The sequence below is a fragment of the Phenylobacterium glaciei genome (assembly GCF_016772415.1).
Taxonomy (GTDB): domain Bacteria; phylum Pseudomonadota; class Alphaproteobacteria; order Caulobacterales; family Caulobacteraceae; genus Phenylobacterium; species Phenylobacterium glaciei.
In genome coordinates this window covers 3,422,732-3,435,209 of record NZ_JAGSGD010000001.1, presented here as the reverse complement: position 1 = coordinate 3,435,209, position 12,478 = coordinate 3,422,732, and the positions used below count along the sequence as shown (strand labels likewise).

The window sequence follows — 12,478 nt, the reverse complement described above, 5'->3', positions numbered from 1 at the left end:
CTTGAATCCAGGATGAACTGTCAGTCGAACAGTTTCGACACCGACTCTTCATTGGCGATCCGCCGGATGGCCTCGCCCAGCAGCTTGTCGCAGCTGACATAGCGCAGCTTGGACTTGTCGCTGGGGGCGTCGGAAGCGGAGATGGAGTCGGTCATCACCAGCTCCTTGAGGATCGAGGAATTGACCCGGTCGATGGCCGCCCCCGACAGCACCCCGTGGGTGACATAGGCCGAGACCTCGGTCGCGCCGCCGTCCACCAAGGCCTGGGCGGCGTTGCACAGGGTGCCGCCGCCGTCGATGATGTCGTCGAACAGGATGCAGCGGCGGCCGGAGACGTCGCCGATGATATTGGCCACCTCGCTCTTGCCCGGACCCGAGCGGCGCTTGTCGACAATGGCCAGTTCGGCGTTCAGCCGGCTGGCCACGCCCAGCGCCCGGACCACGCCGCCCACGTCGGGGGAGACGATCATCAGCTCGTTGGTCTTCTCGTAGTTTTCCTTGATGTCGGCGGCCAGCAGCGGCGCCGATAACAGGTTGTCGGTGGGGATGTCGAAGAAGCCCTGGATCTGACCCGAGTGCAGATCCATCGTCAGCACCCGGTCGGCGCCTGCCCGCTCGATCAGGTTGGAGACCAGCTTGGCGGAGATCGGCGTGCGGCCCCCGGTCTTCCGGTCCTGCCGGGCGTAGCCGAAATAGGGCATGACGGCGGTGATCCGCTTGGCCGAGGCGCGTCGCAGCGCGTCGATGCAGATCAGCAGCTCCATCAGGTTGTCGTTGGTGGGGTAGCTGGTGGACTGCAGCACGAAGACGTCCTCGCCGCGGACGTTCTCGTCGATCGTCACCCAGACCTCGTTGTCGGCGAAGCGCTTCACCTGAGCCTTGGTGAGCGGCAGGTCGAGATGGGAGGCCACGGCCTCGGCGAGCGCTCGATTGGAGTTGCCAGCCAGCAGCTTCATGAGAACTCCCGCAATGTCTCGCCCGATGCGCGGGGCTTGTAGCAGGCGAGCCGCCCGCGGCAAGGCCCGGCGGCGATTCAGACCAGCGCAATCGCTGACAGCAGCCGGCCGAAGTCCGGCTCCCCCCGCTTGAAGGCGCGGCGATTGGAGAAGAACAGGGCCTCCTCAGCGCAGGTGTCGTGCCGGGTCCAGGCCGCCGTGCCGACACCCGCCGCCGTCAGCCGCGAGACCACGAATCCCGGCAGGTCGAACATCCGCTTCTCCGACGTCTCGCCGGGGCCGAAGAAGCGCTCGTGGTCGGCGTCCTTGGCGGTGAAGGCGGCCAGGAACTCCAGGCCGACCTCGTAGGACGCCTGGCCGATGCAGGGGCCGACCACGGCCACCATCCGCGGGGGTTCGGCCCCGAGGGTGGTCATGGCCGCGACCGCGGCCTCGGCGACGCCGTGCAGCGCGCCTTTCCAGCCGGCATGGACCGAGGCCACCACCCGGCCTTCCGCGTCGGCGATCAGGATGGGGGCGCAGTCGGCGGCCAGCGCCCCGCAGAGCACACCCGGCGTGGCCGTAACCACCGCGTCCCCCTCCGGCCGCTCGTCGCCCCAGGGCCGGTCGGTGGTCAGCGCCGTGGCCGAGTGGATCTGGTAGCAGGTGGACAGGGCGCCGACGGGCAACCCGAAATGCCCGGCCGTGCGCCGCCGGTTCTCCGCAACATCGCCGGGCTCGTCGCCCGAGCCGCGCCCGACATTGAGGCTGTCATAGATGCCGGTCGAGACGCCGCCCTGGCGCGTGAAGAAGGCGTGGCGGACGCCGGGCAGATCCAGCAGGGGCGAGGTCAGAACGTTCATCTCAGGTCTCGAAGCCGGGCGGGACCAGGCCCGGGGTGTGGATGCAGACAACCTTGAACAGCTCGCCCATCTGGTCCGGCGACACCAGCCGTTCCAGCTGCCGTTCGATCACCTCGCTGCGGTCGGGCCGGGCGGCGGTGAGCGCTTCGGCCCGCGCGCCGATCCCCAGACGCACCAGGAACTCGCCCTGGGTCAGGATCGCCGCCGTGGCCGCGCCCTCCCGGGCCGCCGCCGCCAAGACGACGGGGAAGTCACCGTGGACGGTAACGTCGGCCTCGCCCGGACTGGCCAGGGGGCTTTCCTTCACGTGGTGGCGCAGCGCCTGCAGGGTATCGCCGAAGCCCGCGGCGTCGCGGCCATAGTCGATCAGCAGGGCGGCCCCGCCGTCGGCGGCGATCCGCGCGCCGAGCTCCGAGCCCAGGGCCTCCTGGACCGGCGAATGCTCCAGCACCGATCCCGGCGGCGCGTCGGGCAGGACCTGCCCCAGGGCGGCGGCCGACAGTCCGAAGGCCAGGTTGCCGGCGCCATCCAGACCCACCATCCGCTCGGCCCATCGCGTCTCCGTCCGCACGAACTGGCGCGGCGGCAGGCAGTCCAGCAGTTCGTTGGCGATCAGGATCATCGGCGCGTCGTCGGGGACCTCGGTCAGGGACGTGGCCCAGCTCACGCCGTCGCCCAGCGCCTGGCGCTGGCGCGCCTTCAGCGGCTCGGAGGTCTCCACCAGCCAGACATCGGCGGCGGCGACGAAGGCCGGAGCCAGCCGCGCGGCCCGCAGCATGTCGTCCATCAGGGTGCCGTCGCCCGGTCCCATCTCCACCAGCCGCACCGGCGAGGGGCGGCCCAGCCGCGCCCAGGTCTCCACGGCCCACAGGCCGATCAGCTCGCCGAACATCTGGCTGACCAGGGGGGCGGTGATGAAGTCGCCGTCCGCGCCCAGGGCCGGGCGGGTGGCGTAGTAGCCGTCCTGCGGATCGTGCAGGCAGGCGGTCATGAACTGGGCCACGCTCATCGGCCCGCTTTCGCGGACCTGGGCGATCAGCCGGTCACGCAGGCCCATCGGCTTCGATCTTGAACGGATCGCGCTCCGGCGGCTCGCCCTCCACGACCTCCTCGACCTGGGCTTCGAGGCCGATCTCGGGCTCGGGCAGGGGCTCGCCCATCCCGCGCCAGATCAACCAGGCGCCCCCCAGCGCCATCGGGATCGACAGCATCATCCCCATGGTCAGGCCGAAGGGGAAGTCGGGCATGCCGACGTCCGGCTCGCGGACGTTCTCCAGGGCGATCCGGCAGATGGCGTAGCCGAGGAAGAACAGGCCGGCGACGACGCCGCGCCGGTTCAGCAGCTTGGCGCGATGGGTGGCGATCCGCAGGACGATGAACAGCACCAGGCCCTCCAGCAGGGCCTCGTAGATCTGACTGGGGTGGCGGGGCATGATCCCGGCGTCGGGGAAGACCACGGCCCACGGCACGTCGGTTGGTCGGCCCCACAGCTCGCCGTTGATGAAGTTGGCGATGCGGCCAAAGAACAGGCCGATGGGCGCGGCCGCCGTGATCACGTCGCCCAATCGGAAGACGTCGACCTTGTTGACCCGGGCGAACAGCAGGGTGGCGACGAGCACCCCCAGGGTCCCGCCGTGGAAGCTCATGCCGCCCTTCCAGGTCTTGAAAACCTCCAGCGGCGCCTCGACGATCATGGCCGGCGTGTAGAACAGCACGTGCCCCAGTCGGCCGCCGACGATGATCCCCAGGGTGATCCACAGAATCAGGTCGTCGATCTGGGCGACGCTGACCGGCGGGCCTCGCAGGGGCCAGAGCGCCTGGTTCTTCACCAGGGCGGTGATGTAGCGCCAGCCGATCAGGATGCCGGCCACATAGGCCAGGGCGTACCAACGGATGGCGAAGGGGCCGAGTTGGATCAGGACGGGGTCGATGTCCGGGAAGGGCAAGGCCAGGGCGCTCCGATAAGATGTCCTGGCGGTTTAGACGGAAACCCCGTGGCTTTCATCCCCTCAGGTCCCATATAAGGAAGCATGCAGACCCAGAACCCCTTCCTCGACGAGATGGCCAAGCTGACCGGAGCCGCGATGGGCCTCGCCCAGAGCGCCGGCGAAGAGGCCAAGGCCGCGTTCCGAGCCCAGGCTGACCGCATCGTCGCCGAGCTCGACCTGATCCGACGCGATGAATTCGAAGTGCTCAAGGCCGAGATCGTCGCCCTGCGCGCTGAGATCGCCGCTTTGAAGGGCGCCGACGCCCCGAAGAAAGCGGCCAAGAAAGCCTGATTGCGCGGCATAAAGACCTAAACACACGAATGTGGCTCGCCCGCCGGAAGAAGCCGGTGACAGGCGACCCGCGAACCAGATTAGTTTCAAGATCGCAGGCGATTCGGGGCGCGCTCGCTCCCTCCGGACGCCGTACGCGAAAGGACCACGGGTCTTATGGACACGCCTCAGTCTGACGAAGACGTCCTGCTCGCCCACGACCCGCTCGATGTCGTTGAGCATGTTCTGCAAGCCGAAAATCTTCAGTTCGACCGCACCGAAGAGGGCGACCTGGCCTTCACCCTGGCCGGCGACTGGAAGGACTACGAACTCTGGTTCGCCTGGCGGCCCGAGGCCGACTGTCTGCAGCTCTGCCTGTCAGTGGATATCCAGGTCCGCGCCGAACAGCGCGCCGCGGCCTTCGAACTGGTGTCGACCGTCAACCAGCGCGTCTGGCTGGGCCACTTCGAGGTCTGGGACGACGGTGAGATCGTCTTCCGCCACGCCATGGCCCTGATGACCGGCGAACGCCCGACGCTCGCCCAGGCCGCAGCCATGATCGACGTGGCCATGGAAGGCGCCGACCGCTTCTACCCGGCCTTCGACTTCATGGCCCGCGGCGGCAAGTCGCCCGCCGAGGCCATCGCCGCCTGCATGTTCGACACGGTGGGCGAGGCCTAAGCTTTAGTCGCAACCTCTTATCCTGAGGCAGCGCTTCCTGTTCTTCGATCGTCATGGCCGGGCTTGTCCCGGCCACCCATGATCTCCGATGTTCAGCAAGCTGACCTGACGCCCATCGCGCGATCTGCGGCGAAGCGGAGATCATGGGTCCCCGGGACAAGCCCGGGGATGACGGCTCTCACGTGGATGGATCCATAACCTCGGCTTAGGCCTTCAAGCGCGCCGCCAAGGCCGGGGCCCGCGCCAGCAGGTCCCGCGTCAGGGCCTCGCGGTTGGCCCAGAGCGAGAGATACCAGTCGCGCCGTTCGGCCGCCTGTTGGGCGAACATCCGCTCTTCGCGCACATAGTCCCAGGCCGCCCGCGCCATGGCCCGTCGCTTGTCGCCGTTGCGCAGGGCGATCCGCAACTGCCTGTCCCAGTCGCGCAGGTCGCTGGCGATCAGGCCGGTCTCGCCATCCCGGATGGTGTCGGCATAGACTGTCGGCGAGGCGATGGTCAGGACCCCGCTGCGCGCGGCGTCCAGGAACTTGGCGTCGCTCTTATAGGCTTCGCCAGGCGCGCCCTGCAGGGGCGACAGGTTGATGTCGCAGCCGGCCAAGACCTCCAGATAGGCCTCGTAGGATAGGGTCGGGTGGAAGGTCTTGCGCTTGGTGGGCAGGGCATCGAACACCGCCCGGTCGTGCACCACCACGAAGCTGGTGCGGGGATTGTCGCCAAGGACGTTCTTCAGCGACGCCGCCACCTGGACCGGGAACGACCCCCGGTTCACCGCGCCGTAGAAAACGCTGGGCGACCCGCTGCGCTCCGGGAAGGGCGGCAGGTCGAAGACGGCGTTCTCGAAGACCTTCACCTCCGGGTTCTGCGTCCGGAACGCCTGCGCCAGGGCCGGCGTGCTGGTCTGCACCGCATGGACGTGTGCGAACTTGGGCCAGTCGGTCGGGGCCTTGGCCCGCCCCTGCTGCTCGGCGATGAAGTCGGGGTGGTCGTCGACGTCGATCACCACCACCCAGCCGTTGGCCAGGATGTGGGTCAGGTCCCCCAGCATCCTTTCCTCGGTGTCGTAGAAGGGACGTTGCAGCACCAGCACCTTGGGCTGGCCCGGCGGCGTGGCGGGCAGGGCGATGGGCAGGCCTTGGGCGAAGGTCGATTCCAGGGCGGGGTCGGAGGTCAGGGCCACGCTGGGCAGACGGCCGCGGATATCCAACAGGGTGGACGCGAAGGCCGCGACGTGGAGGCGCAGGGGCTGGTGGGAGCCTTCGGTCGGGTCTTGCGCGGTCATGGTTCAGCGGGTCTTGGCGAGGGGCGGCAAGCCTCTGAGCCGGCGGCGTCTCCTGGATCATAGACCAACATGCCACCGGCGATGCGCGGCCTGTCTGGCCCGTCCTCGATGGTCAGCTGGAAACGCAGGCCGCGGCGGATGCGTTCGATCCATCGCCTCGCCTCCGCCTCCCGCTCGGCCAAGTCCATGTCGCCGCGCAGCGAGGCGGCCATGTGCACCGTCTGGACGGTCAGGCGCGAACCGGCGGTCAAGGGTTCCAGGGCCAGGAATTTTCGCCACATGTACAGGTCGGCCCAGATGTTCGGCGGCGCCGGCGCCCAGCCCTCCGGCAACCGGCGATAGGTCGATAGCCAGTATCCGGCGTCGCTGGGCCCGAAGAAATTGAACCTCTCGCGCCGCATGCGCTCGCGGACTGCGCGATCGTCCAACTGATGACGCGAATAGGTCCAGGGCTTGTCCGGATAGATTTCGACGGCCGTGAGGTTTCCGAACTCCACCGTGGCCAGCAGGGCGGCCAGTTCGCGCAGATGATGCGGCAGCCAAAGGTCGTCATCGGCGATCTGGGCCACGAACTCTCCGCGCGCCTGCTGCAGCACGAGATGCCGGTGCGCCTCCCCGAGCCGCTGCCCCTTTTCGAAGGCGAAGGCCTGGATGCGTGAATCGCGGGCGGCGAAGGCCAGGGCCGCCTCCACGGTGGCTGCGGGGGCGCCGTCGCAGATGATGAACAGCTCCCAGCTGCTCTCCGACTGACCGATCACCGTCTCGACCGCGTAGGGCAGAAGAGCGGGCCCGCGATGAACCGGTAGGAGGATGGTGAAGCGGGGAGTCATCGCGCCGCGCCAGCAGCTTGGCGCAGACTCTGCAGGGCGGCCACGATCTCGGCCCCCGCATGGGCGTCGGTGGGTGGCGGAGGGCCGCCCCCGAGGTGCTTCACGAAGACGCGCAACTCCTTGATCAGCGGCCATTCGGTGTCGATGGGCCGGCGCTCCAGGGTCTCGGGTTCGTGCCGCTCGCCGGCCGGGGCGGCGCCGCGCACCACGGCGATATGGTCAGCCAGCGGGTCGTCGAGCATGGCGAGGCCATCGCGGAACGCCACCCGCACCTTGCGCTCCGTCCCTGGCCAATGGGCTCCAACCTCCAGGTGGGCGAAGGGCAGGCGCCCAAGGGTCGCCACGATCCCCTCCATCTCATCGCCTCGTAGCACCGCGCGCGCGGCGACGACTGGCGGCAATTGCCCGAGGATAGCCTGTATGATGGTGAGGTCGTGAACGGCCAGCTCCCAGACGGCGTCGGCCTTGGCCGCTGGCTTGCCCCATTGCAGACGGCGGGTGAACACCCCCTGGACGGGACCTAGTTCACCGTCTTGCGCCAGGGCGGCCAGGGCCTGGACACCGCCGTGATAGGCCCATTTGTGCATGACGAAGAGCTGGCCGCCGAAGGTGTTGGCCAGGGTCCTTGCGCTGGCCGCATCTGTGGTCAGAGGTTTCTCGCAGAATATCGGCTTGCCGCGCGCGGCCAGGGCCGTGATCACCTCCGCGTGGGTCGGCGCCGGCGTGGCCACCACATAGCCGTCGAGGTCGTCAGCGAGTTCAGCGAGATCGGCCACCAGCCTGCGTGCGCCCGCGATAGGATAGGCGCTGCCTGGATCGGCGACGTCGACCTCACAGCCCAGGGCCTTCAGGTCGCGCAGGATGTTGCGGCCCCAGTAGCCGCAGCCTACGAGCCCAACCCTCACCCTAGCGCCCCTGGTACTGGGCCAGCATGGCCTCGAAGCTGCCCGCCGCCGCGTCGCGCGGCGACAGGATCGGGTCCGTCGCCGTGAAGTCGATCCCGAGCTCGGGATCGTCCCAGCGGCAGGCCAGGTCATCGGCGATGTCCCAGGGGTGGGTCAGTCCGTAAACCAGGGTCCCCTCGGCGACGCAGTGGAAGCCGTGCGCCACGCCGGGAGGGATCAGGATTGAGGCGTTCGGCAGTTCAAGGCTGACACTAAGGCCGCAGGTCGGACTGCTGGGCCTGAGATCACGCAGGCCAAAGACGAATTGGCCCGACAGCACCGTCAGGAAGTCGCTGTGCAGAAGATGTAGGTGAACCCCGCGCAATGAGTTGCTCAGGCAACGGGAGACGTTCCATTGGACCAGAGAAATGTCCGGAAACCAGTCCTGCCGGTAGAGCTCGGCCAAGTCGCCGCGTGCGTCGCGGTGAAGCTCCAGCTCCCTGACAACGACCCCCTCAGGCGCCCGAGGTCGCTCGGGGCCTTGCGTCTCTAGGACCTCCAAGTCATTCCGCATTGTTCCGTGATGCTTGGCGCCGCTACGTCCCCCTTCGTATCAACCTTCTCGCCTCATCCGCAATCCCCTGGCTGACACGGGCCCTAGCGGTTAGGTTCCCGGCCCGTTGAGCCCCGGAGAGCGTCCATGACCCCCATCCTGATCCTGGGCGCCGGCCGCATGGGCGGGGCTCTCATTCAGGGCTGGCGCAAGGCCGCCGCCTTCGTCCCCGCCGACCTGATCCTGCGCGACCCTCACCCCACAGAGCTCGCCGAGGCCGTGGCCCGCGACGGCGCGCGGCTGAATCCGCCAGACGCCGACCTCGCGCAGGCCAGGACGGTGCTGCTGTCGGTCAAGCCGCAGCTCTGGCGTGAGACCGCCGGTGAGGTGGCCGGCCTGCTGCACCCTGACGCCGTCATCGTCTCGGTGGCCGCGGGCGTCCCGTCCGCCGACATCGCCGCCGCCTTCGGACGCAAGGTGGCGCGCGTCATGCCCACCACTGCCGTGGCCATTGGCCAAGGGACCACCAGCATCTACGCCGCCGACCCTGAGGCCCGGGCGCGCGCCCACGCCCTGTTCGGCCCCGTCGGCACGGTGGTGGACCTGGAGGACGAGGAGCTGATGCACGCGGCCACCGCCGTCTCGGGCTCGGCGCCGGCCTATCTCTACGCCTTCATCGAGGCCCTGGAGGCCGGCGGCGTGGCGGCGGGGCTCCCGGTCGAGGCGGCGCAACGCCTGGCGCGGTCCACCATCGCCGGCGCTGCGGCCCTGCTGGCGGAGAGCGGCGAGGAGCCCGCGGAACTCCGCCGCCAGGTCACCTCGCCCGGCGGCACCACCCAGGCGGCGCTGGAAGTTCTGATGGGGGAGGGCGGCCTCTCACCCCTGCTGCGCGACGCGGTCGCCGCTGCTATCCGGCGCTCCAGGGAATTGGGCGCCTAGAGCCTGATGGCTTCTCTCGAAGCCTGAATCAGGCTCTAAACTCTTGAATCTATAGCACGATTCAACGATCGGGCGATTCCGCCTGATCGCATATTGCTCTAGCGCGTCCAGGTCTGGGCCTGGCAGATTGGGCCGATGCAGCCCTCGACCTTCAGGCTGCCGTTCGCATTGGCGCTGAGCTTGGAGCCGTAGGTCTTGCCGCTACCGGGATCGTAGATCTTGCCGCCCGCCCACTTGCCGGGGCCGGCGGGCTTGAAGTCGCGGATCAGCTGCAGGCCCACGACGGGGCGCGTGCGCAGGGCCGGGTCGGGATTGTTGGTGTCCTTCTGCGGGCCGCCGGCCTTGTCCTTGGGGTTCTTCATCCAGACGATGGTCCCGCAGGCCTTGGCGGCGTCGGCCGCGCAGGGGGCGATACGGACCTTGGCCGACCCGCTCACGGTCATCCAGTCCCCCAGCACCGGATCGGCGGCCTGGGCGGCGGTGGCGGTCAGCAGCGCGATGGCGGCGGCGGGCGCGAGGTAGGCGAGCTTCATCATGGGTCCTTCGTTTTCTTAGCTGTGGCTTGAAGCGCTGAATGATGGCTGAACAATGGAGCGTGATAGTCGAAAGTGGATGCCGGTTTCGGCGGCCATCGCGCGACCAAGCAAAAAACTGATCGCGACGCGATCAGGCTTAACCCGGCAATCTGACGGTGGCGCGAAGTCCGCCCATGGGTGAGCGGGACAGGGTCACGTCGCCCCCATGGCCGCGGGCCACGTCGCGGGCGATGGCCAGGCCCAGGCCCACCCCCTTGTCATTCTGATTACGGGACTCATCCAGGCGGCTGAAGGCCTTGAAGGCCTCCTCGTAGCGGTCCTCAGGGATGCCCGGCCCGTCGTCGTCCACCAGGATTTCCACCCCGCCGCCCGCCCGGGCCGCGGCGGTGACGAGGATATGCTCGCCATGCACGGCGGCGTTCATGATCAGGTTCGACAGCGCCCGCTTCAGAGAATTGGGGCGCACGCTGGCGGTGAGGTCCGGCTCGGCGGTGACGCTCACCTGGGCGCCGGCCCGGACCGCGCCCTCGCTGACCTCCTCGATCAGGGTCTTCAGCGGCACGGTCTCGACGCCCTCGCCGCCCTCGCCCCGGGCGAAGGCCAGGTACTCGTCGATCATGTGCTCCATCTCGGAGAGGTCGCGCTTCATCTCCCCGGTGCGTTTGGTGGGCTCGGCCAGGGCCAGCTCCAGCTTCAGGCGGGTGAGCGGCGTGCGCAGGTCGTGGCTGACGCTGGCCAGCAGGGCGGTGCGCTGATCGAGATGCCGCTGGATGCGGGCCTTCATGGCAAGGAAGGCCTGGGCCGCCTGCCGCACCTCCCGGGCCCCGGTGGGCTTGAAGAACGGCACGTCCATGCCGCGCCCGAAGTCGTCGGCGGCCGAGGCCAGCCGCTCGATGGCGCGCACCTGGTTGCGGATGAACAGGATCGAGATGGCGGTCAGCAGCAGGGTCGCCACGGTCATCCACAGAACGAAGATGTGCCCTTGCGTGGCGATGGCCCGGTCGCGGGGCGCCAGCACCCGCATCACCCCCTGGGGCGTCTGGACGCGGATGTCGACATAGGCGGGGTAGCGGGTGGTATCGAACCAGAAGGGTTCGTCGATGCGGCCGGCCAGGGCTTTCTCCAGGGAGCGGTCCACCACGGCGAACAGCGCCGGACGGCGGCCCACCGGCAGGGTGCGTCCGGTCTGGAAGGCCATGGACAGGCTCATCGAGCGCTCGGCGCGGTTGGCGATGCGCGCGAAGCTCTCCGGGGTCGGGTCGTCCTGGTAGCTCTCAACGGCCCAGGCCACGTCGCCGGCAAGCCCCTCCGACAGCCGGCTGGTCACCGCCTGCCAGTGGGCGTCGAAGAACACCCAGGTCACCGCCACCTGCATCACCGCCACCGGCAGGATGATGATCAGCAGCGAACGGCCGAACAGGGTGGTGGGCAGGCTGCGCTTGATCAGCCTCTGGAACCGGGCGGGCGAGAGGCGCAGGCGCATCAGTCGGGCGCCAGGAGATAGCCCACGCCGCGCACGGTCTGCAGGTAGCGCGGGGTCTTGGGATCGGTCTCGATCTTGCGGCGCAGGCGGGTGACCTGGACGTCCACGGCGCGGCCCGACGGATCGACCGTCTCCCGGGCCAGCTCCATGCGGTCCACCGGCTCGTGCGGGCTTCGCGCCAGGCGCTTGAGCAGGGCGACCTCGGCCTCGGTCAGGCGCACGGGCGCGTCCTCGCAGGTGAGCTCGCCGCGCTCCACGTCGAACCTGCAGCGGCCCAGGGAGACCGGGCCGTTGGCGGTGGCGCCCGGCCGCCCCTGCGCGCGGCGCAGGATCGCCTCGATCCGCAGCAGCAGTTCCTCGGGCTCGAAGGGCTTGTTCAGATAGTCGTCGGCGCCGAGCTTCAGCCCCTCGATCCGGTCCTCCGGCAGGCCACGCGCGGTCAGCATCAGCACCGGGGTGCGCCCGGCCATGCCCTTGCGCTCCCGCAGCCATTTGGTCAGCGAGAAGCCGTCTTCGCCCGGCATCATCACGTCGAACACCGCCAGGTCGAAGTCCAGGGTCTCCATCAGCTTGCGAGCCGGCGCGCCGCCGGGGGCGGTGGTCACCCGGAAGCCGGCGCGGGCCAGGTATTCCTTCAGCAGCTCGCGGATGCGGTCGTCGTCGTCCACCACCAGCAGGTGGCGCTCTCCGGTCTCGCTCATCGCCCAGCTCCCGTTTTGGTCCGGCCGCCGGCCAGAGCGGCCAGGATACGCCGGGCGCCGCCCACCCCGTCCAGCCCGCCGGTGCGATAGGCCCGCGCCAACTGGCCGCGCAGCCGCTCGGAAATCCGCGTCTCGAAGGCCGCGCCCGCCTCGGTGAGGGTCGCCGCGCGCCGCCGTCCGTCCAGGTCGCCCTGCGCCTTCTCCGCCAGACCCTGACCCTCCAGGTCACTGATCACCCGGCTGGCGGCCTGTTTCGACAGGCTGGTGATGTGGGCCAGCTCCTGCACCCCCAGGCCGGGCCGCCGCTTCATCAGGAAGGCCGCGCGCCAGTGGGAGCGCCCCAGGTTCAGGTCCTCAGCCTCCAGGCCCGCGTCGACGCCCGCCCAGATGGCGGCCTCGGCCAGCATCATCAGCTCAAGCCCGGCGTCCAGTTCCTCGTCGCGCAGGACCAGCCTCGGATCGGCCACGGCGCTCATCGGAAACCCCCAATTTGTTTGACGTCGCAAGCGTGGGGGGCTGTAAGGAGGCGTTCCCTG

15 protein-coding genes are annotated in these 12,478 nt (G+C 69.1%); 3 read left to right on the top strand and 12 right to left on the bottom strand.

Annotated elements, in window-relative coordinates; translation table 11 throughout:
* Positions 1 to 20 precede the first annotated feature (20 nt).
* The 4 genes from JKL49_RS16925 to lgt all read right to left on the bottom strand — a co-directional run bounded on the left by JKL49_RS16925 (position 21) and on the right by lgt (position 3,744).
* On the bottom strand, positions 21 to 956 hold the full coding sequence (locus JKL49_RS16925; protein ID WP_215341948.1) for a ribose-phosphate pyrophosphokinase: 936 nt from the start codon (positions 954 to 956) through the stop codon (positions 21 to 23).
* Positions 957 to 1,033: 77 nt separating this feature from the next.
* The gene (gene pgeF / locus JKL49_RS16920) at positions 1,034 to 1,798 is read right to left on the bottom strand and encodes a peptidoglycan editing factor PgeF (RefSeq protein ID WP_215341946.1); all 765 of its coding nucleotides are present in this window, start codon (positions 1,796 to 1,798) and stop codon (positions 1,034 to 1,036) included.
* A gap of 1 nt (position 1,799) precedes the next feature.
* A complete protein-coding gene (locus JKL49_RS16915; protein ID WP_215341944.1) occupies positions 1,800 to 2,855 on the bottom strand; it encodes a class I SAM-dependent methyltransferase in 1,056 nt (351 codons plus the stop codon).
* Positions 2,842 to 3,744, bottom strand: a complete 903-nt coding sequence (gene lgt, locus JKL49_RS16910) for a prolipoprotein diacylglyceryl transferase (RefSeq protein ID WP_215341942.1) — start codon at positions 3,742 to 3,744, stop codon at positions 2,842 to 2,844. Before lgt ends, JKL49_RS16915 begins: the two co-directional genes overlap by 14 nt.
* 84 nt (positions 3,745 to 3,828) lie before the next feature.
* Here lgt and JKL49_RS16905 point away from each other — a divergent pair, with 84 nt between their 5' ends.
* A complete protein-coding gene (locus JKL49_RS16905; protein ID WP_215341940.1) occupies positions 3,829 to 4,077 on the top strand; it encodes an accessory factor UbiK family protein in 249 nt (82 codons plus the stop codon).
* 156 nt (positions 4,078 to 4,233) lie between these two features.
* A complete protein-coding gene (locus tag JKL49_RS16900; RefSeq protein ID WP_215341938.1) occupies positions 4,234 to 4,737 on the top strand; it encodes a type III secretion system chaperone family protein in 504 nt (167 codons plus the stop codon).
* 205 nt (positions 4,738 to 4,942) lie between these two features.
* Here JKL49_RS16900 and JKL49_RS16895 read toward each other — a convergent pair whose 3' ends face one another.
* The 4 genes from JKL49_RS16895 to JKL49_RS16880 are packed head-to-tail and all read right to left on the bottom strand — an operon-like array spanning position 4,943 to position 8,304.
* A complete protein-coding gene (locus tag JKL49_RS16895) occupies positions 4,943 to 6,016 on the bottom strand; it encodes a glycosyltransferase family protein (RefSeq protein ID WP_215341936.1) in 1,074 nt (357 codons plus the stop codon).
* Entirely contained in the window at positions 6,013 to 6,846 is an 834-nt protein-coding gene (locus JKL49_RS16890) for a glycosyltransferase family 2 protein (RefSeq protein WP_215341934.1), read from the bottom strand. The genes JKL49_RS16895 and JKL49_RS16890 overlap by 4 nt, the downstream gene beginning before the upstream one ends.
* Positions 6,843 to 7,751 carry a Gfo/Idh/MocA family protein gene (locus JKL49_RS16885; RefSeq protein ID WP_215341932.1) on the bottom strand — a complete coding sequence of 303 codons (909 nt, stop codon included), beginning with the start codon at positions 7,749 to 7,751 and terminating at the stop codon, positions 6,843 to 6,845. The genes JKL49_RS16890 and JKL49_RS16885 overlap by 4 nt, the downstream gene beginning before the upstream one ends.
* A gap of 1 nt (position 7,752) precedes the next feature.
* Positions 7,753 to 8,304, bottom strand: a complete 552-nt coding sequence (locus JKL49_RS16880; protein WP_215341930.1) for a dTDP-4-dehydrorhamnose 3,5-epimerase family protein — start codon at positions 8,302 to 8,304, stop codon at positions 7,753 to 7,755.
* Between the two features lie 126 nt (positions 8,305 to 8,430).
* Here JKL49_RS16880 and proC point away from each other — a divergent pair, with 126 nt between their 5' ends.
* A complete protein-coding gene (gene proC / locus JKL49_RS16875) occupies positions 8,431 to 9,222 on the top strand; it encodes a pyrroline-5-carboxylate reductase (RefSeq protein ID WP_215341928.1) in 792 nt (263 codons plus the stop codon).
* A 98-nt stretch (positions 9,223 to 9,320) separates the two neighbouring features.
* Here the strand turns inward: proC and JKL49_RS16870 are convergent, their stop codons facing one another.
* From JKL49_RS16870 to JKL49_RS16855, 4 genes are all read right to left on the bottom strand, one after another.
* The gene (locus JKL49_RS16870) at positions 9,321 to 9,758 is read right to left on the bottom strand and encodes a DUF2147 domain-containing protein (protein ID WP_215341926.1); all 438 of its coding nucleotides are present in this window, start codon (positions 9,756 to 9,758) and stop codon (positions 9,321 to 9,323) included.
* A gap of 136 nt (positions 9,759 to 9,894) precedes the next feature.
* A complete protein-coding gene (locus JKL49_RS16865) occupies positions 9,895 to 11,241 on the bottom strand; it encodes an ATP-binding protein (RefSeq protein ID WP_215341924.1) in 1,347 nt (448 codons plus the stop codon).
* A complete protein-coding gene (locus tag JKL49_RS16860) occupies positions 11,241 to 11,942 on the bottom strand; it encodes a response regulator (RefSeq protein WP_215341922.1) in 702 nt (233 codons plus the stop codon). Before JKL49_RS16860 ends, JKL49_RS16865 begins: the two co-directional genes overlap by 1 nt.
* Positions 11,939 to 12,418 (bottom strand): MarR family winged helix-turn-helix transcriptional regulator, encoded by a 480-nt coding sequence (locus JKL49_RS16855; RefSeq protein WP_215341921.1) that lies wholly within the window; start codon positions 12,416 to 12,418, stop codon positions 11,939 to 11,941. The genes JKL49_RS16860 and JKL49_RS16855 overlap by 4 nt, the downstream gene beginning before the upstream one ends.
* Positions 12,419 to 12,478: the final 60 nt, after the last annotated feature.